A 21,060-nucleotide genomic window follows, 5' to 3' on the forward strand; every position below is an offset into this window, starting at 1 on the left:
AGCGCTTCGCACGAACGTGGCCATGCCGGTACCGGCTTACGAGTGGCCTTCCTTCGATGCCCTCGACGCTGTCGACCAGGGCAGCATGCGCGTCAACACGTCGTCGCGGCGTATCCAGTGGTGCAGCAGCGCAGCAACCACGTGCAGTACGACGATCACCCAGGCGATCCACTTGCCAAGGAAGTGGTGCACCACGTCGATCGGCGCCTCGAACGCGTCCCAGGTAACGTCGAACGCGTGACTGATCCAGGCGAACAGCGATGTCTCGTTGAAGCCCTTGATGGCGAAGAACCCGAAGTCGGTGGGTGCGCCGGTGCCGAGGTAGCCGGTCAGCGGCATCGCGATCAGCAGGCCGTACAGCCCCCAATGCGCCGCATGCGCAAGTCGATGCTCCAGCTTCGAACCCGGCGGATCGTGTGGCTGAACATCGAGCAGGCGCCACATGAGTCGCGGCAGCACCATGAAACCGACCAGCAGGCCGAGCGCCCAATGGATGTTGAGCACGGGCAAGGACGCCGGGGAGGTGTCGTCCATGAACCAGATGATGTAGTAGACGACGACATAGGCGCCGATGAACGCAGCGGCGCTGGTCCAGTGGAAGAACTTGGCGATGGCCCCGAATCCTGTTGCGGTGTTTCGATATTGCATGGGCCGTGCTCCTTTCGATAAGCGAAGTGGGTCTGGTCAATAAGCGAAGTGGGTCTGGGCGCTGCCTCACGGCAGGCGATTCGATTTCGCCTGCCGCTGTCGGCGCGGAATTGGTGCTGTGGATCGCCGGTATGCCTTCGGCGTCGAACCGTGCGACGTCGCGGAAGCTGCGGTTGGTACCGCGTCATCCGCCTGGCGCGGCGCTGCCGGAGGTCATCGTGGGACAGGGCATGTCGCTCGATTCGCGTTGTCACGTGCATCCATCGCATGAAAGACATTCACATACGCCGTGCATGTAGGCGCGCACTATATTTACATGCGCTTCGTATGTCAATTAAGATGCGCCGCGTATGCAAGTGATGTCAGGGAGAGGCCGATGACGCGACGTTCCCGCGCTGAAATGATGGCGACGACCCGCGCCAAACTGCTGACCACCGCCCGCCATGTGTTCGCCACGCAGGGCTATGCGCATGCGTCCATGGACGACATCACGGCACGGGCAGGGCTGACCCGAGGAGCCCTGTACCACCATTTCGGCGGCAAGGAAGGCCTGCTGATCGGCGTGGTCGAGCAGATCGAAGCGGAGGTCGGCGAGCGGCTGCAACGCGTTTCCGAAGCCGCCCCGACGCCTTGGGAGAGTTTCCGGCGTCGTTGCCGCACCTATCTGGAGCTGGCATTGGAGCAGGAGATTCGGCGCATCATCCTGCAGGACGCGCGTGCCGTACTTGGCGATGTTCCCAAGGAGGCCCAGTCGGTTGCCATTGCGGCACTGCAGGCGTCACTGGACCGGTTGATCCAGGAGGGCATCATGGCGCCTCTCCACAGCGGCGTGTTGGCGCAGATGATCTACGGTGCCATCACGGAGGCCTCCTTCTGGATTGCCGAACCCGATAGCGATATCGAGACGCGCCTGGCGCAAGCGCTCGGCAGCCTGGACCGTCTACTGGATGGACTCAAGTTGGCGTGATTTAGCGTTCGGGTCCGTCGGATGCTTCCTGGTCAGCCGGATACGCAGGTCTGGAACGCTTCCCTTAAGGTCGACTTGAGCCAACACACAGGAAGAACCGCGTATCGGTGCCTGGACAAGGACCGTCCGCATCGGGGTGCGGAACACTGCAATCCCTTGAAACAAAAAGCCCCGCGTGAGCGGGGCTTCGTGTAAGTGGTGGAGCCAAGGAGGATCGAACTCCTGACCTCGTCATTGCGAACGACGCGCTCTCCCAGCTGAGCTATGGCCCCACAAGAGCGGGGCCATTCTAGCCTCCGGCGGCTGCCTGTGCCAAGCCGGAGGTCGCCAGGATCGGGGCCAGCACCGGCTCCAGTTCGCTGCGTCGCCAGCCGGAGAGGGCCGCGGGCCATTGGCCGGACTCCTGCAGGGCTTCCAGGTAGCGACGCGAGGCCAGTACGCCGTCGGGAAGACCGAGGTCCGCGCTGCGTGCGGAGACGGCGTCCTGCAGGCGTTTGAGCCGCGTCTTGTCGGTGTCGGACGCCGCGCGCGCCAGCGGCATGGCGTCGGCATCCTCCAGCGGCGTTGCCAGCGCCTGCCAGATCGCGTCGGCCAGTTTTCTGGGCGCCTTGGGCTGGGTATCGAACAGGCGCAACAAGGCCGCTCTGTCGGCGGGCGGCGTGCGGGCCAGCGCCACCGCCAGTTCGTTGTCCAGGATCCAACTGCGCGGCTTGTCGCTGGCGCGGGCCTGCACATCGCGCCAGCGCAGCAGTTGCACCAGCCGTCGCTGTGCGGCGGCATCGAGGAACTGCGCACTGCGCATGGACAGATGCGGCCAGCGCTCGCCGTCGTCGTGGGCGGCGTTGTCGACGAAGCGCACGCAGTCCTCTTCCAGCCAGACCAGACGGCCGGTCGCGATCAGGTCCGTCCGCAGCGCGTCATGCACGGCGAACAGGTAACGCACGTCATCGGCGGCGTAGTGCAGCTGCGATTCGCTCAGCGGGCGGCGCAGCCAGTCCGAACGCGTCTCTCCCTTTGGCAGGGCGACGCCGGTGACGCGTTCCACCAGCTTCTGGTAGCCGATGCCGCTGGCCACGCCGGCGATCGCGGCGGCGATCTGCGTATCGAACAGCGGCACGGGCAGTGCGTCGCAGGCGAACTTGAAGGCGACCAGGTCCTCGCTGGCGCTGTGCATGACCTTGGTGATCGTGGTGTCCAGCAGCCACGGCCGCAGCGCATCGGTCATGCCGGGTACCAGCGGATCGACCAGCAGCACATCGTCGTCGATCGCGATCTGTACCAGCGCCAGCTGCGGCCAGAACGTGCGTTCGCGCACGAACTCGGTGTCCAGGCCGATCCGCGCGGGCCGGCGTTGAAGCTGCGCGTCCAGCGCGGCGGGGGTATCGATCCAATGGGGCACGTCTTCTCCGCGTGATGCGTCGTTTGCTCAGTCAGGCGACAATAACCCAAGGTCCCGGCCCAGCCGGTATGGTCTGCACGTATTGCCTGCCGGCATTCTCTCACGGGGACCGGCGGCTCCCGTCATGGAGGCTGTCTGCGCGCGATTCCCGCCGCCTTGTTGTTGTCGTTGCTGTGGCTCGCCGCGTGTTCGCGCGACAGCGCCACGTCGGGCGATACGGACGACGCGACCGACGCCGTGCGCATGCCGAGCGTCACCGTCAGCGGCGACGACAGCGGCGTGGACGAATTGAACTGGCGTGCGCCGCCCGTGTCGCTGACGCCGGACGAGGTGGCGGACGCGCACCAGCGCGCCGCGCGTGCGTTGTCCGAGGGGCGCTTGTTCGAAACCGCGGACGACGCCATCCCGCTGTATCTCGCGCTGCAAGGCATCGATCCCGCCGATGCGCGTGTCAAGACTGGCCTGGGCCGCAGCCTCGATCGCCTGCTCGACCAGGGTGCGCAGGCGCTGCGCCACGCGGAGGACTGGACCGAATCGCTGCGCCGCGCGCGCCAGGTCGCGGCGGTCGCGCGCACGCTGGCGCCGGGCGATCCGGCGGTCACCGCGTACCTGGCGCGCGTGGATGAAGCCGACCAGCTGACCCGGCTGAACGTGGCCAGCGAACGGGCCTTGCGCGAGGGTCGCCTGGGCGAAGAGGGGGGCGGCGCACTGGCCGGATTCCGCGAGGTACTGAAGTGGAAGCCGGGACAGGCGCGTGCGACGCAGGGCGTGGCTGCCGTCGAGAGCGCGATGATCCGTCGCGCCGAAGAGGCTGCGCAGGTCAGCGATTTCGCCACCGCGCGCCGGTGGCTGGACCACGCCGCGACGGTGCGCGAGGACGCGCAGACGGTCGCCGACGCGCGGGTGCGCGTCGAGGCCATCCGCATGGCGCGCATCGTCGAGCTGCGGGATGCCGGCGTGCGCGACATGGCGACTCCACTCGGCATCAAGGACGCACGCGTGAAGCTGGCAGAGGTGTTGCGTATCGCCGAACCGGGCAACCGTGTCGCCGCCGACTTCCGCGAACGCATCGATCGCGCGACCTATTACGGCTTGTTCCGGCCCGGGCAGGTCTTCACCGATGCCCTGCATAACGGTGGGCGTGGCCCGGAAATGGTGGTGGTGCCGCATGGCGGCTTCCTGATGGGCGCCGCCGATGAAGAGAACGGCGCCGCCGATGCCGAGAAGCCCGCCCATTACGTACGCTTCGACCGTGGCTTCGCGATGGCGCGGCATGCGGTGACGGTAGGCGAGTTCCGCCGGTTCATCGAAGCTACCCAGTACCGTCCGCGCGCCACGCGCCGTGGCCACTCGGTGGTGTACGACGAGCGCAGCGGCAATTTCGTCCGCCGGAGCGGCGTGGACTGGCGCTCGGACTATGCCGGCGACCGCGCCAGCGACGACATGCCGGTGCTGCATGTGAGCGTGTACGACGCCGAAGCCTACGCCGAGTGGCTGGCCGGACAGACCGGGCACGGCTACCGCCTGCCCAGCGAAGCCGAATACGAGTACGCCCTACGCGCTGGCCAGCAGGGCCGCTATCCGTGGGGCGACGGCCAGCCGCCCCGCGGGTTCGGCAACCTGACCGGCGGCAACGACGCCTCGCCCAGCGGGCGCACCTGGAACAACGCTTTCATCGCCTACGGTGACGGCTACTGGGGCCCGGCGCCGGTAGGCCGCTTCCGCGCCAACGCCTTCGGGCTGAAGGACCTGGGCGGCAACACCAGCGAATGGGTCGGCGACTGCTGGCACGCCAGCTACCGGCGCGCACCGGCCGACGGTGCGGCGTGGTTCAATCCCGGCTGCCGGTCGCGGGTGGTGCGCGGTGGCTCCTGGGCCAGTTCGCCGGCACAGGCGCGCGCCGCGTGGCGTTCGTCCTCGGATTCGGATATGACTAATGCGCGGGTGGGCTTCCGCGTCGTTCGCGGCATCTAGCCGCCAGGGAGAGGGTGATGAGGCAAGATCCTAACGGGCGCTCGCAATACGGGCAGGGCGGCGGGCGGCGTGGCGGCGGACTGGGCAACCTGCGCTGGCTGATCCTGCTGGGCTTCCTGGTCTACGGCGGCTGCTACTACTTCGGCAACCGCGTGGTCGATCCCTACACCGGCGAGAAGGTGCTGATCGACAACTCCATCGGCGTGGAAGAGGAAAAAGCGCTCGGCCTGCAGGCGTACCAGGAAATCCTGCAGCAGGAACGCCCGGTCGATCCGAATTCGCAGATCGCGCAACAGGTGCGCACGATCGCCCAGCGCCTGATCGCGAAGGTCCCGGAGGTCGAGGCCGCCATCGCGGCCGAGAAGGGCACCCAGCCCAGCGGCAACTGGAAGACGTTCGACTGGGACGTGAATGTCATCCAGTCCGACCAGGCCAACGCCTTCTGCCTGCCTGGCGGCAAGATGGCTGTCTATACCGGTCTGATCCCGGTGGCGCAGAACGCCGACGCGGTGGCGGTGGTGATGGGCCACGAGATCGCCCACGCGCTGCTGCGCCACGGTGCGCAACGCATGTCGCAGCAGAAGCTCACCCAGATCGGCCAGATGGCCGGCGCCATGAGCGGCATGGACCCGCAACAGCAGCAGATGGTGATGGCCGCGATGGGCTATGGCTACCTGCTGCCGTATGCGCGCGAGCACGAGACGCAGGCCGATGAAGTCGGCCTGATGCTCGCTGCGGCGGCCTGCTTCAATCCGGAGGAAGCGGTACCGCTGTGGCAGCGCATGAGCGAAGCCAGCGGTGGCCAGGCACCGCCGGAGTTCTCCTCCACCCATCCCAATCCCGGCACCCGCATCCAGAACCTGACGGCACTGATGCCGAAGGCGATGGAATACCGCCGCAAGTTCTGCCCGCAGGGCGCGGCCCGGTAAGGCCGCTGTACCGCCACGGCCCACTGCGTGGGATGGGGGGAACCGAAGGCGATCCCATCGCTGGCGACGTCATGGTCAACCGCGATGGGTGGACCGGCTTCGCGGCTGGAAGCCGCTTCGCTCCCCCTCCGAAAAGGAGCAGGTCTTGATGTCCCGCATCATCCCCATGCAACCCGTCCATCACCTGCCGCGGGCGATCGCGTTCTACGAACGGCTGGGCTTCACCGTCGAAGACCGTCGCGACGACTGGGGCTGGGCGAAGCTGCGTTGGGGCGAGTGCCGGGTGATGCTGGACCAGTCGATCAACATGAACCCGGGTACGCCGCGCGCTGCGGTGCTGTACCTGTATCCCGACGACCTCGTGGCGTTCCACCGGCAGGCGCGCGACAACGGGCTGGACGTGCCCGACCTGGACGACACCTTCTACGGCATGCGTGAGTTCCGCATCGACGACCCGGACGGCAATCGTCTCTGGATCGGACAGCCGGCAGCGGCCTAGGCGGGCGCGCCCGCGTGCCGTCCCGCATGGTGGAGCAAAGGCGGCATTGCAGGGGCATCGATGGCATTCCTGGCCTGGCTGACCGCTCGCGTGGCATCGCTGCGTTGGGAGAGACGTCCGCTGCGGATCTGCGGCCACCCTTCCTCCCCCGCATGGAACCTGCCCATGGCCGTAACGCGAGACCGTCCGTATGCCGGAATGAACTTCCACGTCGATCTCGGCCTGGGCGATGGGCCCGATGCCGGCGTGGCGCAGGTGCTGTTTCCGGCGGCGCGCCTGCAGCTCAACGAGTACCGCACCGGCAACGACAAGGTGCTGGAAGCGACCAGGCTGTCCACGCTGACCCACTACGACCACCTGGTGCTGCGGCGGGGCGTGACCGGTTCGCTGGCGTGGTACCAGTGGTGGGACGAGGCGCGCAACGGCGGTGACGCACGCCGCACCGTCGCGGTGACGCTGCTGGACGAGCAGCGCAATCCGGCGATGCGCTGGCGGTTCCTGCGTGCGCGGCCGGCGGGCTACCTCACCTCGCCGATGGATGCCGCGGTCGCCGACACGCTGTTCGAAACACTGGAGATCGGATTCGACCGCTTCGAACTGGAGTAGCGCTCACTCCGCCGGATCGCGCGGCGCATCGTGCAGGTATTCCAGGACGAAGCCGATGACGAGCCGAGCAGCGCGCAACCGAGCGCCATGGCGGCGGAGGCGGGTTCCCTGCCGGTCAGGAAAAACAGCCCCAGGCCCGCGCCGATCCCCAGCAGCAGGGGGAGGACGAAGCGGGGTGCTTTCCACAGATCGCCCAGCAGAAATGCGAGCAGATCCATGGACGGCTCCCGACGATGGGTGCCGACAGCATCGCGTGGGCGGTCAGAGCTTGCTGAAAAGCGTCGCGGCCACCAGCAGGCCGAAGCCGGCCACCACCAGCCAGAATGCGTGCGGTGCCAGCACGGGCACATAGCCGAACCGTGCGGCGATGCCGCCTGCGCCGAGCAGCAGGGCGATCAGCCAGACGCCAAAGGTGGGAGGAGTGAGTTTCATCGGGAGTCCTTGTCGTGGTGTCGAGGCGACGGTGGGTGATGCCGCACTCAGAAGCTCATGAACAGTCCGCCGTTGACCGGCAGGTTGGCGCCGGTGATGTAGCCGGCATCGTCGGAGGTGAGGAAGGCGACCGCGCGGGCGATGTCGTCCGGCTGGCCGATGCGGCCGACCGGCACCGAGGCGACGGTGCGGTCGCGGACGTCGTCCGGCATGGCGCGCGTCATCGGCGTTTCCACATAGCCGGGCGAGACCGAATTGACGGTGATTCCCTTGCGTGCGACCTCGCGCGCCAGCGACATCGTGAAGCCATGCAGGCCGGCCTTGGCGGCGGCGTAGTTCGCCTGGCCGAAGTTGCCGGTCTGGCCACTGACCGAGCTGATGTTGACGATGCGGCCGAAGCTGCGCGCCTGCATACCATCGATCGCCGGGTGGCAGAGGTTGAACACGCTGTCCAGGTTCACCCCGATCACCGCGTCCCATTCCGCCTTGTCCATCTTGCGCAGCGTCGCATCGCGGGTGATGCCGGCGTTGTTGACCAAAATGTCGAGCGCACCGTGGCGCGCTTCGACCGCGTGCACGAAGGCGGTGCAGGCATCGAAATCGGCCACGTCGACGGCGGCGGTCTCGATGTCCAGCGTGGCGGTCTGCGCGCGGAAGCGCTCCTGCTGTTCGGCCGACGCGGGGAGGTCGGCGGCGATCACCTTGCGGCCGGCCTGGGCCAGCGCGCGGCAGATCGCCACGCCCAGCCCACCCAGGCCACCGGTCACCACGGCGATGCGTTGCGTCATGCGGATTCCTGCGTCACGGGTCAAAAAAAGGCCCGCGCAACAGGGCGCGGGCCGGGTTTCACTACAGGGGGGTCAGCGCGTACGCGTTTTCGGCGTGTCGCGCGGGGCATCCTTCGGCTTGACCGTGGTCGGGCGACCCATGCCGCCACCGGTGAGGTTGCGCTGGAATTCCTGCCACACCTCCATGTTGCGTTCGGTGAGCTGGTTCATCATGGTCCACGGCGTCTGCCCGAGCAGGTTGCCCATCTGGCTGCGGAACTGCTGTTGCTGCTCCATGAACATCTGCATGCTGCGCTCCAGGTAGTTGCCCATGAAGCCCTGCAGGGAATCGCCATAGAAGCGGATGATATGGCTGAGCAGCTGGGTGGACAGGATCGGCTCGCCGTCCTGTTCCTGCTCGCTGATGATCTGCAACAGGACGGTACGGGTCAGGTCGTCGCCGCTCTTGGCGTCGCGGACTTCGAAGTCCTCGCCGTCGACGATCAACTGGCGCACGTCCTCAATGGTGATGTAGCTGGAGATCTCGGTGTCGTACAGACGACGGTTCGGGTACTTCTTGATGATGCGGATCGCAGCCATTGAGTCTTCGCTCTAAACGCGTATGCCGGCAGCATGACGCAGCGCAACAGCGCTTGCAACAGGCCACAAGGCAGGGTGGCCCTGTTCAGCCACGGGAACATGCTGCGCAGCATGCGGAGACGGCGACGCCCCTTGCGGGGCGTCGGCAAGCGGGGAAAACACGGGGCGTTACCAGCCCATGTGGTGGCCGCCATTGATGTCCAGGTTGGAACCGGTGATCCAGCTGGCCTGTTCGTCCACCAGGAACGCGACCGCATATGCGATCTCTTCCGGCTTGCCGAGGCGGCCGGTGGGGATGTCGGCGGCGATCTTGGCGCGGACTTCCTCCGGCACCGCCATCACCATGTCGGTGGCCACGTAGCCGGGCGAAACGGTGTTGACGGTGATGCCGAGCTTGGCGTTCTCGCGCGCCAGCGAAATGGTGAAGCCGTGCATGCCTGCCTTGGCCGCGGCGTAGTTGGCCTGGCCGTATTGGCCTTTCAGGCCGTTGATCGAGCTGATCTGGATGATGCGGCCCCACTTGCGCTCGCGCATGCCATCGATCACCGGACGGGTGACGTTGAACACCGAGTTGAGGTTGGTGTTGATGACATCGCCCCATTGCGAGGAGGACATCTTGTGGAAGGTGCCGTCGCGGGTGATGCCGGCGTTGTTGATCAGCACCTCGACCGGGCCGAGCGTCTGTTCGACCTCCTTCACCATGGCCTGCGCTTCATCGGGCGAGGTCACGTCGCCCTTCACCAGCGCGAAATCGTATCCGTCGGCCTTCATCTGCGCCTGCCACGCGCGCGCCTTCTCTTCGTTGCGGTAATTGGTGGCGACCTTGTGACCCATGTCGGCCAGCTTCTTGCAGATGGCGGTACCGATACCTCCGGTGCCTCCGGTAACCAGGGCGACGCGCGATGTCATGAGGGAAATCTCCTTGGACCGTCGCAGGCCGACGGCTGTCCGATTCTAGACAGCGCCTGCGGCAGCATTGTTGTGCGCTGCAGCGAACGCAAGTGATGTCACTTTGGGCAGGCATTCGGGTGCGAACTCCCGCTGTGCGACCTGCATGGCGGCCTTCACTGCGGTGATGCCATCGAGCGCCGTGGCCGCCTGGCCCAGGGCCTGCCAGGCCGTCCGCAACGCGGGCAAGGGTGCGTCGTGGTCGATGGGGAGCGAGGCGATCGATTTCGACAGCTTGGTGCCGTCGGCGTCGACGATCAACGGCAGGTGCAGGTAACGCGGCGTGCGCAGGCCGAGCGCCTGTTGCAGCAGGATCTGCCGCGGCGTGGAGTCGAGCAGGTCGGCGCCGCGCACGACGTCGGTGACGGCCTGCCCGGCATCGTCGACGACGACCGCCAGCTGGTACGCCCAGAACCCATCGGCGCGACGCAGGACGACGTCGCCGACTTCGCGGTCGACGCGCTGGACGACCACGCCCTGCAGGCCATCGTCGAACGACACCTCCGTGCCGTCGGGCACGCGCAGGCGGATGGCGGGCCTGCGTGCAGGATCGGTCGCCATGCAGGCGCGATGGATGCCGCCGGCGGCGGCCAGGTCGCTGCGGCTGCAACGGCACTCGAAGGCATGGCCGTCTGCCAGCAGGCGAGCCAATGCGTCGGCATACAGGTCATGTCGCGTGCTCTGCCACACGACAGGCCGGTCCGACACCATGCCCAAGGCGGCCAGCGTATCCAGCTGCACTTGCGCGGCACCGGCTACTTCGCGCGGTGGGTCGAGGTCTTCCACGCGGATGAGCCATTCGCCGCCGTGATGCCGCGCCAGCAGCCAGCTGCCCAGCGCGGCGACCAGCGACCCGACGTGCAGCCGGCCGGTGGGCGAGGGTGCGAAACGGCCGCGATACAGGGAGGGATCGGTGTCGGTCATTCGTCAGCAAGAGATGGAAGCTGAACCACGCAGTCAGCAAGTCGCTTGAATTCATCCGGACGCAGCCGCAATTCTGCGGGCGTAACCGTTTGCGTACCACTCATTCCGGAGATTCCTGTCTTGTTCACGCGCGTCGCCCTGTTCCTCGCCACCAACCTCGCCGTGCTGGCCCTCGCCAGCGTGGTCATGTCCCTCCTGGGCGTCAATTCCAGCCAGATGGGCGGGCTGCTGGTCATGGCCGCGATCTTCGGTTTCGGTGGTTCGCTGGTCTCGCTGCTGACCTCGAAGTGGATGGCCAAGCGCGCGACCGGCGCACAGGTCATCACCCAGCCGCGCAACGATGCCGAGCGCTGGCTGATGGCCACCGTGCAGCGGCAGGCGCAGGCCGCCGGCATCGGCATGCCGGAGGTCGCCGTCTACGACGCCCCGGAAATCAACGCCTTCGCCACCGGTGCGAACCGCAACAACGCACTGGTCGCCGTGTCCACCGGCCTGTTGCGCTCGATGACGCAGGACGAAGCCGAAGCCGTGCTGGGCCATGAGGTGTCGCACGTCGCCAACGGCGACATGGTGACCATGGCGCTGCTGCAGGGCGTGTTGAACACCTTCGTCATCGTGCTGGCGCGCGTGGTGGGCGGCATCGTCGACAGCTTCCTGTCCGGCAACCGCGAGGGCGGCGGCCGCGGCTTCGGTTACTACATCATCGTGATGGCGCTGGAAGTCGTCTTCGGCCTGTTCGCGACGATGATCGCGATGTGGTTCTCCCGCCGCCGCGAATTCCGTGCCGACCATGGCGGCGCCACGCTGGCCGGCCGGCAGAAGATGATCGCCGCGCTGGAGCGCCTCAACCAGCATCAGCGTCCGAGCACACTGCCGGCGCAGGTGGAAGCGTTCGGCATCGCCGGCGGCATCGGCCACGGCATGAAGAAGCTGTTCCTCAGCCATCCGCCGCTGGAAGACCGCATCGCCGCGCTGCGCGCCAAGCAGGGCACGTTCGCCTGACCTGCGCTTGCAGGGGCATGAAAAAGAAACCCGCCGGAAGGCGGGTTTCTTTCTTCCGCGGAACGAAGCGGTCGATCAGCTGAAGTCGTAGTTCATCACCGGGCCGGGCGCAGCCAGGAAATTGCCTTCCACGTAATCGAGGCTGGCGGTGAACAGGAAGGACATCGTGGCGGCATCCTGCACATGCTCGGCCATGGTCAGGATGCCCAGCGCCTGCGCGCGTTCGGCGATCTCGCGGACCTTCTGCTGGTGCTCGGTGTTCTTGCCGAGGTCGTCGCTGAAGACCCGGTCGATCTTGAGGAAGGTCGGCTGGAAGTGCGACAGCAACTGGAACGAATCCAGGCCGGCGCCGAAATGCTCCAGGCCCACCTGGCACCCGAGCCTGGCGGCCGCGGACTGGAAGGCCTGCGCCTGCCGCAGGTGCGTGAACACCTTCGCTTCCGGTGTCTGCAGCCACAGGCGGTCGCCGGGCACGTCAAGCGCGGCCAACTGCCTGGCGATCAGGTCCAGCAGGCGGTTGTCGGCGAACGATGCGGGACTGACCTTGACGACCAGGCGGGTATCGCGGCCGGCACGCCTGCGCTCGGCCAGTACTTCGATGGCGTGGTTGACCACCCAACGGTCGATGGCATCGAGCAGGCCGTTGTCTTCGGCGATGCCGATGAAGGACTGCGGCAGCACGACCTCGCCATTGGATTCCAGCCGCAGCAGCGCTTCGTACACTTCGCCCGGCTCGCCCTGCAGGCTGACGACCGGCTGGTAGTGCAGGCGGAAGCTGCCATCCTGCAGGGCTTCCTGCAGGCGCTGGATCCAGTTCTGCACCCGCTCTTCCTCGGCGCGGTCCACCGCGCCCGGGTCGAAGATCTCGAAGCGGTTGCCGCCCAGGTTGGTGGCGGTCTGCAGGCCGTCCGTCGCGCGCGTCAGCACGGGGCCGACGCTGGCGATCTTCTCGCCGATCTGCACGCCACCGATGCTGGCGGTGACCGACGCCGAACGCTCGCCCACGTTGAAGACATGCGAGGCGAAGGATGCGCGTAGTTTTTCGGCCAGCATTGCCGTCTGGGCGTGGTTGCCGCGCAGCAGGACGGCGAAGGTACGCTCGCCGAAGCGTGCGGCGATGGTGCCCTCGTCGAGCTTTTCGGACAGCCGGGCAGCGAGCGAGGCGGCCAGCGCATCGGCCGAGTCGATGCCGATGTCCTGCAGCAGGCGCTGGTAGTGGTCGGGTTCGACCAGCAGCAGCGCGTACTGGTCTTCGCCGCGGGCGACCTTGGCTACCGCGTTTTCCAGCTCGCGCAGGAAGGTGGGGCGGTTGAGCAGGCCGGTGACCATGTCGCGCTGGCGCAGGTCCTCGACTTCGCGGGCGAGTTCGGGGTCGAACTCCTCGCGGCGGCGGAACACCACCTGCACGCAGGCCTCGCCCTCGTAAGTGGCGGTGGCGAACTCGAGCGTGGCCGGGAAGCTGTCGCCGTCGATGCTGCGCGCTTCGAGTTCGAAACGTGGCGGCGGCGGTTCGCCCTTGCTGAGCTTCTTCAGCAGCGTCTTGAAATCGTTGACGTACTGCGGCGCCACCAGGTCCAGCAGCGACAGGCCTTCCACGTCCTCGAACGACTCGAAGCCGAACATTTCCAGGTAGGCGTCGTTGGCGCGGATATGCATGCCTTCGTGGATGTAGGCGATCGGATCGCGCGAGGACGAGATCAGCGCATCGCAGCGCCGCTCGGTCTCGCGCATCTGGCCTTCCAGACGGCGTTGCGAACGGCGGGCATCCAGATCGGCCCATTCGCGGCGGAGCACGGTCAATACGTGTTCGGGGCGGCCGCGCAGGGCGACCGCACGCGCGCCGGCCGCCTGGTCGGCAAGCAGGTCCGCCTCGCTGATCCCGTCGGCGAGCACGATGACCGGAATGTCCTTGCCGCTGGCGTCGACCTGGCCCAGCACGGTGGCCAGCGGGATGCCCTTGGCCGTGCGCGAGGCGAGCAGCAGGTCCATCGGCTGGGCGGCCACCATCTGCCCGAGTTCGCCTGCGTCGAGCGGTCGCAGGGGGCGGACGGCGATACCGCCGTTGCGCAGCGTGGAGACGATCGCTTCCGCATCCTCCGCACTGTCGTCCACCAAGGTCAGTCGTAGCGTGGTGTCTTTGCCGATCTGCATGCAGCGTGGTGTCCGCGAGGGGTGCGCGTTTAATACCCGAACGCGTGAGATGAGTCCAATGCAGGCGTCGCAGATGCGGACTCGGCCCGCATCACGCGCGTCAGAGCGGACGCTTGCCGGTATCGCCGGCCACTTCCCGCACCAGGCGTGGCACCAGGTAGCCGGAAAGCCGGGCGGCCAATGCCGCATGCAGGGCTTTCGCCCGCGCGTCGTCGACCTCGAAATGGGCCGCGCCGGCCACCCGGTCCACCTGGTGCAGGTAATACGGCAGCACGCCGGCCGCGAAGCCACGCTCGCTGAGGTCCGCGAGCGCGTCGACCCCGTCGTTCACGCCGCGCAGCAGCACCGCCTGGTTCAGCAGGTGCACCCCGGCATCGCGCAGGCGACGCAGCGCGGCATCGACCGTGCCGTCGAATTCGTTGGCATGGTTGGCATGGATGACCAGGGTCACCGGCCAGGGCAGGGTGGCCAGCCAGGCCAGCAGGCCGTCGTCGACGCGCTCGGGCAGGACCACCGGCAGCCGGCTGTGGATGCGCAGGCGGCGCAGGTGCGGGATGCCGGCCAGCGCATCGGTGAGTTCGGCGAGCTTGGCGTCCGACAGTGACAGCGGGTCGCCGCCGGACAGCAGGACTTCCTCGACGCTGGCGTCGTCGCGGATCAGGTCCACCGCCTCGCGCCAGTGGTCGCGGGCGGCGGTTTCGTCCGAATAGGGGAAATGCCGGCGGAAACAGTAGCGGCAGTTGATCGCGCAGCTGCCGGTCGCCACCAGCAGGGCACGGCCGCGGTACTTCTGGATCACGCCGGTCCCTGTGCGGGCGGCCCCATCGCCGACCGCGTCCAGGCCGTAGCCGCGGACCGGCCGCATCTCGTCGTCCAGCGGAAGCACCTGCCGCAGCAACGGGTCGTGCGGGTCGCCATGGCGCATGCGGGCCACGAATCCGCGGGGCACGCGCAGCGGGAACTGCGCGGCGGCTTCGTCCGACACCCGGCCCGCCAGCGGCGCCAGTCCCAGCATCGACAGCAGTTCGCGCGGCTCTCGCACGGCATCGCGCCAGGCTTGCTGCCAGCGGATCGCCGGGGGGGCGGGCTGTCGGGGGTAGGGGGCTGCGGTTATCATGTCGGGTCTGAAAACAAGCACCCGCCGGGTCCGGCGGGTCCCCACATTCTATCCGGCCGGCCGCCTCGCGCGGCGGGTACGCCTTACCCTCAGGAGCACATGCATGGCCAGTTACGGCATGAACGACGTCAAGAACGGGATGAAGATCCTGATCCACAACGAACCGGCCATCATCAGCGATACCGAGTACGTGAAGCCGGGCAAGGGCCAGGCGTTCACCCGCGTGAAGTACCGCCTGATCAAGAGCGGCCGCGTGCAGGAAATCACCATGAAGAGCACCGACTCGGTCGAAGCGGCGGACGTGGTGGATACCGACATGCAGTACCTGTATTCCGATGGCGAGTACTGGCACTTCATGCAGCAGGAGACCTTCGAGCAGGTGCAGGCCGACAAGGCCGGCATGGGCGGCGCCGAGAAGTGGCTGAAGGGCGAGGAAGACTGCGTGGTGACCCTGTGGAACGGCAACCCGATCCAGGTGACCCCACCGAACTTCGTCGAGTTGCAGATCACCGAGACCGACCCGGGCGTGAAGGGCGATACCGCCGGCACCGGCGGCAAGCCGGCCACGCTGGAAACCGGCGCCGTCGTGCGCGTGCCGCTGTTCGTCGGCCAGGAAGAGGTCATCAAGGTCGACACCCGCACCGGCGAATACGTCAGCCGCGTGAAGTGATGGAACAGCTCATGCTCTACCTGGGCATCTGGGCGGTCGGCGTGTTGATCGCCGGGCTGGGCGTCATGCTGTGCTGGAACGCCACGCTGCCGAAGCTGTTCGCCGGCGTGCCCAGGCTGGGCTACGGCCGCGCGCTGGCGCTGATGTTGCTGTGCTGGCTGCTGTTCGGCGCCGGCGCGTTCGGCATCACCTACACCCTGGGCTTCGGAATCTGACCCCGCATGACCGACACTGCGCCTGATACCTGCGACCTGTTGATCGAAGCCGGTTTCGTGGTGCCGGTCGTCCCACACGGGGTGGTACTGGAGCACCATGCGGTCGCCGTCACCGGCGGCCGCATCGTCGCGGTACTCCCGGTGGCCGAGGCGCACGCGCGCTTCGCCCCGCGCGAGACCATCTCGCGCCCCGATGCCGCGCTGATCCCGGGCCTGGTCAACGCGCATACGCACAATCCGATGACGCTGCTGCGCGGCGTGGCCGACGACCTGCCGCTGAAGGTCTGGCTGCAGGAGCACATCTGGCCCATCGAGGGCGCGGTGATCGGCCCCGACTTCGTCGCCGACGGCATCACCTTGGCGATCGCCGAGATGCTGCGTGGCGGTACCACCTGCGTCAACGAGAACTACTTCTTCCCCGGCGTGCAGGCGGCGACCTACAGGCATCACGGCTTCCGTGCGCGCGTCGGTCTGCCGGTGATCGACTTCCCGACGGCCTGGGCCGCGTCGGATGACGAGTACTTCGAGAAGGCGGGCGAGGTGCACGACCAATGGCGCGACGACGCGCTGATCGCCACCGCGTTCGCGCCGCATGCACCGTACACCGTGAATGACGCGAATTTCGAACGCGTGCGCATGCTCTCCGACCAGTTGGATGTGCCGGTACATCTGCACCTGCACGAGACCGCGCAGGAAGTGGAACAGTCGCTGGAAAAACACGGCCAGCGTCCGATCGCGCGTCTCGACCGGCTGGGCCTGGTCAACGATCGCCTGATCGCCATCCACATGACCCAGCTGACAGAGGCGGAGATCCATCTCTGCGCCGAGCGTGGCGTCAGTGTGGTGCATTGCCCGGAATCGAACCTCAAGCTGGCGTCCGGCTTCTGTCCGGCCTGCGCGCTGGAGCGCGCGGGCGTGACGCTGGCCGTGGGTACCGACGGTTGCGCCAGCAACAACGACCTCGACATGTTCAGCGAAACCCGCACGGCCGCGCTGCTGGCCAAGGCGGTGGCGCAGGACGCTGCGGCGCTGGATGCATTCAGTGCGCTGCGTGCCGCCACGCTGGGCGGCGCGAAGGCGATCGGCTTTGACGACCGCATCGGTTCCATCGAGCCGGGCAAGGAGGCCGACCTGGTCTGCGTCGACCTGTCCGCGCTGGAAACCCAGCCGCTGCATCACGTGGTGTCGCAGCTGATCTACGCGACCGGTCGCCAGCAGGTCAGCGACGTGTGGATCGCCGGCCGGCCGAAGCTCCTTCAGCGCGTGCTGGTGGAGATGGACATCGATGGCGTCATCGCCAATGCACGGCAGTGGCGCGAGCGGATTGCGGGCATTCGCCTGTCGTGACCGCGTCATCCCAGCGAACGCTGGGATCCATGTGGACGTTGCGTTTGCTGTTTCCGGTGCTGCTGCTCGCAAGAGCAAGATGGGTCCCAGCGTTCGCTGGGACGACGGAATGACACGTTGCCTGCTCAGCGCCCTCTACAATGACGCCATGACGACCACGACTGCCCCCCGCGACGACAACTTCACCCAGGCCGAACTCGACAAGTTCGGCGCGCTGGCCAACCGCTGGTGGGACCCGGACGGCCCCCAGAAGGCCCTGCACGCGCTGAATCCGGTGCGCCTGCAGTACGTGCGCGACCGCGCGACGCTGTCGAACGCGACGGCGCTCGACGTCGGCTGCGGCGGCGGGTTGCTCAGTGAGGCGCTGGCGCGCGAAGGGGCGTTGGTCACCGCGATCGACCTGGCGCCGGAACTGGTCAAGGTGGGTCGCCTGCACAGGCTCGAATCGGGCGTGCAGGTCGACTACCAGCTGCGGTCGGTCGAATCGCTGGCGGAAGAGCGCCCGGGCAGCTTCGACGTTGTCACCTGCATGGAGATGCTGGAACACGTGCCGGACCCGGCGTCCATCATCCGCGCCTGCCACACGCTGCTGAAGCCGGGCGGGCAGCTGTTCCTGTCGACGCTGAACCGCACGCCGGCCGCGTTTGCGCTGGCCATCGTCGGCGCCGAGTACATCGCGCGCCTGCTGCCGAAGGGCACGCACCACTACAAGGAATTCATCCGTCCGTCGGAACTCGCCGCGTGGCTGCGCGAGACCGGCTTCCAGCTGCAGGACGTCACCGGCCTGGCCTACGAACCGTGGCGCCAGCGCGCACGACTGACCTCGCGCACCGACGTGAACTACCTCGCCAGCGCGGTGAAGCCATGACGGCGAGCGGTTTTCCGCGCGCCGCGCTGTTCGACCTGGATGGCACGCTGCTCGACAGCGCGCCGGACATGCTGGCGACCGCCAACCGCATGCGTGCGTCGCGAGGCATGGGAGAGATGACGCTGGAGGCCTTGCGCGCGCATGTTTCGAAAGGTTCGCGGGCCATGCTGGCCGCTGCCTTCCCCGACATGGCGCAGGCACCGCGCGAAGCGCTGGTGCCGGAGTTCCTCGCGATCTACCAGGAAGAACTCGGTCGCCACAGCGTGCTGTTCGATGGCGTGGCGGAGATGCTCGAGGCCCTCGAGGCGGCCGGCAGTACCTGGGGCATCGTCACCAACAAGCCGGAATACCTGGCGCGCGACATCCTGCCGCAACTCGGCTGGGAAACCCGCTGCGCCGTGCTGATCGGCGGCGACACACTGGCCGAGAAGAAGCCGCATCCGCTGCCGTTGCAGGTGGCGGCCGAACGCATCGGCATCGCCATCGCCGACTGCGTCTACGTGGGCGACGACGAGCGCGACATCCAGGCCTCGCGCGCCGCCGGGATGCCATCGATCGCCGCGCTGTGGGGGTACCGGCAGGCGCATGAAGTGCCCGCCGAGTGGGGCGCGGACGTGATGTGCGAAACCGCGGATGAATTGCGGGATGCTGCGATGTGGCCTGCGAGCCGGCTTGTTGTAGGAGCGACGTAAGTCGCGACCGCACGGCCGCGTTTCCCGTCATTCCACCGGCGGTCGCTCATGGTGCCGCATTCGGCTGGCTGAGCGGTCCGGCATCGTGGTCGCGACTCACCAGTACCGGCATGCCGGTACTACTCCTACAGGTGTTCATTGCATGTCCGATTCCGCTGCCCTCGACAGCTTCCTGGAAAAATGGCGTGCCCGCTGGCCCGAGTGGTCGGTCGCCGAGATCTTCGTCGCGCCGGCGCGGCGTGATGTCGCGGTGGCGTGGTTCGCGTTGTTGCAGGAATTCGAGGATGCCCTGAATGTCACCGGCGATCCGTTGCCGGCCGATGCCAAGCTGGCGTGGTGGCGGGAAGAACTGCATGGCTGGGCCGCGCTGCGTTCGCGCCATCCGCTGGGCCGAAGGCTGGAGCCGGTACGTGCGGCATGGTCGCAGCTCGCCGATGCCTTGCCTGCGTTGGTTGCCGCGCGTGACATGTCGGCGAGCGATGAGGAGGCCTTCGCGTCATTGGCCGGTTATGGCGAGGCCGTGGCCAGGGTCGAGGCCGATGTACTGGGACGCGCACCGGGCGCCGATGCCATCGTGGCGCAGGTGCTTGCCGGCCGGCTGGCGGAATTCGGGGTCGCAGCCGTGCCGTCCACCCGGCGCCAGCCGGACGATGGGGCCACGGTGCGACGTTGGGCGGCGGAACTCGCCCGCTGCTGGGGCGATCCTCGGCGTGGCGCCCGCGAACGCCGTGTCCTCTCCACGTATGCGCACGCTCGCCTGCTGCGTTTTTCGAAGCAGGGCGCACCGGCTCCGCTGCCGTCGCGTCCCGCACTGCTCTTTACCGGATGGCGTGCGGCACGCGGTGACTGAAGACATCGCGTATCGCGGCGATAGCTGCGGGAAACGACCGTAACGGACTGTTTCATCTGGGGATTCTGGGCAGGGCGTACAATGCACCGCAGCCATTCCCCCGTGCATGACCATGTCCTCCTCGCTTCCTGTGGCGCCCCGCGCCGATCTCCCCGATGTCGCCCATCAACGCGTGCCGCTGGCGCGCCCGCTGGACTGGGTGGGCATGGAGCACATCGCGCTGCCGGTCCGCATCGCCGATGGCCAGGGCGGGCAGCTGCAGGTGGCCGCCAGCATCGATCTGTCGGTCAACCTGGCCAATCCAGATGCGCGCGGCATCCACATGTCGCGCCTGTACCTGCAGTTGCAGGACGGGCTGGCACGCGAAGCGATCACACCCGCAGGCTTGCGCCACCTGCTGCAGGACAGCGTGGCGTCGCAGTCCGGGTTGGCTACCAGCGCGCGCTTGAAGATCCGGTACGACGCGCTGCTGCAGCGCAAGGCGCTGGAGAGCGATTACGCCGGCTGGAAGCGCTATCCGGTGGAGATCGAAGCGACGCTGGTCGATGGCCATCTCAACCTGGCGCTGTCTTTCTCGGTGGAATATTCCAGCACCTGCCCGGCGTCCGCAGCATTGTCGCGGCAGGCCAATGCCGAACGCTTCGCGCAGGATTTCACTTCTTCACCCGCGCTGTCGGTCGATGCCGTGCACGATTGGCTGGCGTCCGAGCGCGGCCTGGCCGCCACGCCGCATGCACAGCGCAGTCGCGCCAGCGTGCGCGTGGAACTGCGTCCCCAGTTCGACGACCTGCCGCTTGTCCCGCTCGTGGATGCCATCGAAGCCGTGCTCGGCACACCGGTGCAGACCGCGGTCAAGCGCGTCGACGAGCAGGCATTCGCCCGCCTCAACGCCGAGAACCTGATGTTCTGCGAAGACGCTGCGCGCCGCGTGGCCTCCGTGCTTTCCGGCGACGCGCGCGTAGCCCGCTACGACGCCACCGTGGCGCACTACGAAAGCCTGCATCCGCACGATGCCGTCGCGCGCGTGAGCGGCAACAACGATTGATTCCGGCGCATGGGGTGCGGGATCGAGAATGTGGGAGCGACGTAAGTCGCGATCGGTCTGAAGGAAAAGGCTTCGCGACTTACGTCGCTCCCACAGGAGCAGGACTGGCTACTTTCTGCGCTCGAGAACGAGCAGCGGATCGATGCGGACATCGAACCGCGCCCCCTGAAACATCGAGCATCCTGTCCTTCAAACGCGTCGCAACGCGGCAGGCTGGCGAATAGTGGGCGGTTACTTCCCGCGTTCGAGGACGAGCAGCGGATCGATCCTCACGTCGAACCGCGCCCCCTGAAGCGATGGGTGTCGTTGAGCCAGAACGCGTCGCAACGCGCCTCGATGATGAATCGTCGGCAGCTACTTCCCGCGTTCGAGGACGAGCAGCGGATCGATCCTCACGTCGAACCGCGCCC

At 67.3% G+C, this 21,060-nt stretch carries 22 protein-coding genes and 1 tRNA gene; 13 read left to right on the forward strand and 10 right to left on the reverse strand.

What is annotated here, in order from left to right; translation table 11 throughout:
- Positions 1-36: 36 nt before the first annotated feature.
- Positions 37-648 (reverse strand): cytochrome b, encoded by a 612-nt coding sequence (locus tag V7060_RS04360; RefSeq protein ID WP_334178015.1) that lies wholly within the window; start codon positions 646-648, stop codon positions 37-39.
- 376 nt (positions 649-1,024) lie between these two features.
- Here V7060_RS04360 and V7060_RS04365 point away from each other — a divergent pair, with 376 nt between their 5' ends.
- Positions 1,025-1,615, forward strand: coding sequence for a TetR/AcrR family transcriptional regulator (locus tag V7060_RS04365; RefSeq protein ID WP_334178016.1), 591 nt, complete (start codon positions 1,025-1,027; stop codon positions 1,613-1,615).
- 196 nt (positions 1,616-1,811) lie between these two features.
- Here the strand turns inward: V7060_RS04365 and V7060_RS04370 are convergent.
- Positions 1,812-1,887, reverse strand: a tRNA-Ala gene (locus V7060_RS04370).
- 17 nt (positions 1,888-1,904) lie between these two features.
- Positions 1,905-3,014: a ribonuclease D gene (gene rnd / locus V7060_RS04375; RefSeq protein ID WP_334178017.1), complete on the reverse strand. Its 1,110-nt coding sequence runs from the start codon at positions 3,012-3,014 to the stop codon at positions 1,905-1,907.
- Between the two features lie 243 nt (positions 3,015-3,257).
- Between rnd and V7060_RS04380 the strand changes: the two genes are divergently transcribed.
- The 4 genes from V7060_RS04380 to V7060_RS04395 all read left to right on the forward strand — a co-directional run bounded on the left by V7060_RS04380 (position 3,258) and on the right by V7060_RS04395 (position 7,022).
- Positions 3,258-4,988, forward strand: a complete 1,731-nt coding sequence (locus tag V7060_RS04380) for a formylglycine-generating enzyme family protein (RefSeq protein WP_334178098.1) — start codon at positions 3,258-3,260, stop codon at positions 4,986-4,988.
- A gap of 17 nt (positions 4,989-5,005) precedes the next feature.
- Entirely contained in the window at positions 5,006-5,917 is a 912-nt protein-coding gene (locus V7060_RS04385) for a M48 family metallopeptidase (protein ID WP_334178018.1), read from the forward strand.
- A gap of 148 nt (positions 5,918-6,065) precedes the next feature.
- Positions 6,066-6,416 (forward strand): VOC family protein, encoded by a 351-nt coding sequence (locus tag V7060_RS04390; RefSeq protein WP_334178019.1) that lies wholly within the window; start codon positions 6,066-6,068, stop codon positions 6,414-6,416.
- A gap of 165 nt (positions 6,417-6,581) precedes the next feature.
- Positions 6,582-7,022 carry a phage tail protein gene (locus V7060_RS04395; RefSeq protein ID WP_334178020.1) on the forward strand — a complete coding sequence of 147 codons (441 nt, stop codon included), beginning with the start codon at positions 6,582-6,584 and terminating at the stop codon, positions 7,020-7,022.
- 261 nt (positions 7,023-7,283) lie between these two features.
- Here the strand turns inward: V7060_RS04395 and V7060_RS04400 are convergent, their stop codons facing one another.
- From V7060_RS04400 to gluQRS, 5 genes are all read right to left on the reverse strand, one after another.
- The gene (locus V7060_RS04400; RefSeq protein ID WP_334178021.1) at positions 7,284-7,454 is read right to left on the reverse strand and encodes a hypothetical protein; all 171 of its coding nucleotides are present in this window, start codon (positions 7,452-7,454) and stop codon (positions 7,284-7,286) included.
- Positions 7,455-7,501: 47 nt separating this feature from the next.
- On the reverse strand, positions 7,502-8,242 hold the full coding sequence (gene phbB / locus V7060_RS04405; RefSeq protein WP_334178022.1) for an acetoacetyl-CoA reductase: 741 nt from the start codon (positions 8,240-8,242) through the stop codon (positions 7,502-7,504).
- A gap of 72 nt (positions 8,243-8,314) precedes the next feature.
- Positions 8,315-8,821, reverse strand: a complete 507-nt coding sequence (phaR, locus tag V7060_RS04410) for a polyhydroxyalkanoate synthesis repressor PhaR (protein WP_334178023.1) — start codon at positions 8,819-8,821, stop codon at positions 8,315-8,317.
- A 168-nt stretch (positions 8,822-8,989) separates the two neighbouring features.
- Positions 8,990-9,730 carry a beta-ketoacyl-ACP reductase gene (locus tag V7060_RS04415; protein ID WP_334178024.1) on the reverse strand — a complete coding sequence of 247 codons (741 nt, stop codon included), beginning with the start codon at positions 9,728-9,730 and terminating at the stop codon, positions 8,990-8,992.
- Positions 9,731-9,775: 45 nt separating this feature from the next.
- On the reverse strand, positions 9,776-10,693 hold the full coding sequence (gene gluQRS, locus V7060_RS04420; RefSeq protein WP_334178025.1) for a tRNA glutamyl-Q(34) synthetase GluQRS: 918 nt from the start codon (positions 10,691-10,693) through the stop codon (positions 9,776-9,778).
- Between the two features lie 120 nt (positions 10,694-10,813).
- Here gluQRS and htpX point away from each other — a divergent pair, with 120 nt between their 5' ends.
- Complete coding sequence (gene htpX / locus V7060_RS04425) at positions 10,814-11,695, forward strand: protease HtpX (RefSeq protein WP_334178026.1); 882 nt, start codon at positions 10,814-10,816, stop codon at positions 11,693-11,695.
- Between the two features lie 75 nt (positions 11,696-11,770).
- Here htpX and V7060_RS04430 read toward each other — a convergent pair whose 3' ends face one another.
- Complete coding sequence (locus tag V7060_RS04430) at positions 11,771-13,846, reverse strand: bifunctional diguanylate cyclase/phosphodiesterase (protein ID WP_334178027.1); 2,076 nt, start codon at positions 13,844-13,846, stop codon at positions 11,771-11,773.
- 100 nt (positions 13,847-13,946) lie between these two features.
- Positions 13,947-14,963, reverse strand: a complete 1,017-nt coding sequence (epmB, locus tag V7060_RS04435) for an EF-P beta-lysylation protein EpmB (protein WP_334178028.1) — start codon at positions 14,961-14,963, stop codon at positions 13,947-13,949.
- Positions 14,964-15,066: 103 nt separating this feature from the next.
- Between epmB and efp the strand changes: the two genes are divergently transcribed.
- The 7 genes from efp (at position 15,067) to folE2 (ending at position 20,650) form a co-directional block, all read left to right on the forward strand.
- Positions 15,067-15,633, forward strand: a complete 567-nt coding sequence (gene efp, locus V7060_RS04440; RefSeq protein WP_334178029.1) for an elongation factor P — start codon at positions 15,067-15,069, stop codon at positions 15,631-15,633.
- Complete coding sequence (locus tag V7060_RS04445; RefSeq protein ID WP_334178030.1) at positions 15,633-15,848, forward strand: hypothetical protein; 216 nt, start codon at positions 15,633-15,635, stop codon at positions 15,846-15,848. Before efp ends, V7060_RS04445 begins: the two co-directional genes overlap by 1 nt.
- A gap of 6 nt (positions 15,849-15,854) precedes the next feature.
- Positions 15,855-17,195 (forward strand): TRZ/ATZ family hydrolase, encoded by a 1,341-nt coding sequence (locus tag V7060_RS04450; RefSeq protein WP_334178031.1) that lies wholly within the window; start codon positions 15,855-15,857, stop codon positions 17,193-17,195.
- A gap of 148 nt (positions 17,196-17,343) precedes the next feature.
- Positions 17,344-18,063, forward strand: coding sequence for a bifunctional 2-polyprenyl-6-hydroxyphenol methylase/3-demethylubiquinol 3-O-methyltransferase UbiG (ubiG, locus tag V7060_RS04455; protein WP_334178032.1), 720 nt, complete (start codon positions 17,344-17,346; stop codon positions 18,061-18,063).
- Positions 18,060-18,755 carry a phosphoglycolate phosphatase gene (locus tag V7060_RS04460; protein ID WP_334178033.1) on the forward strand — a complete coding sequence of 232 codons (696 nt, stop codon included), beginning with the start codon at positions 18,060-18,062 and terminating at the stop codon, positions 18,753-18,755. Before ubiG ends, V7060_RS04460 begins: the two co-directional genes overlap by 4 nt.
- A gap of 142 nt (positions 18,756-18,897) precedes the next feature.
- On the forward strand, positions 18,898-19,605 hold the full coding sequence (locus tag V7060_RS04465) for a squalene/phytoene synthase family protein (RefSeq protein WP_334178034.1): 708 nt from the start codon (positions 18,898-18,900) through the stop codon (positions 19,603-19,605).
- A 112-nt stretch (positions 19,606-19,717) separates the two neighbouring features.
- Positions 19,718-20,650: a GTP cyclohydrolase FolE2 gene (gene folE2, locus V7060_RS04470; protein ID WP_334178035.1), complete on the forward strand. Its 933-nt coding sequence runs from the start codon at positions 19,718-19,720 to the stop codon at positions 20,648-20,650.
- Positions 20,651-21,060: the final 410 nt, after the last annotated feature.

It is taken from the genome of Pseudoxanthomonas sp., assembly GCF_036845285.1.
GTDB lineage: Bacteria > Pseudomonadota > Gammaproteobacteria > Xanthomonadales > Xanthomonadaceae > Pseudoxanthomonas_A.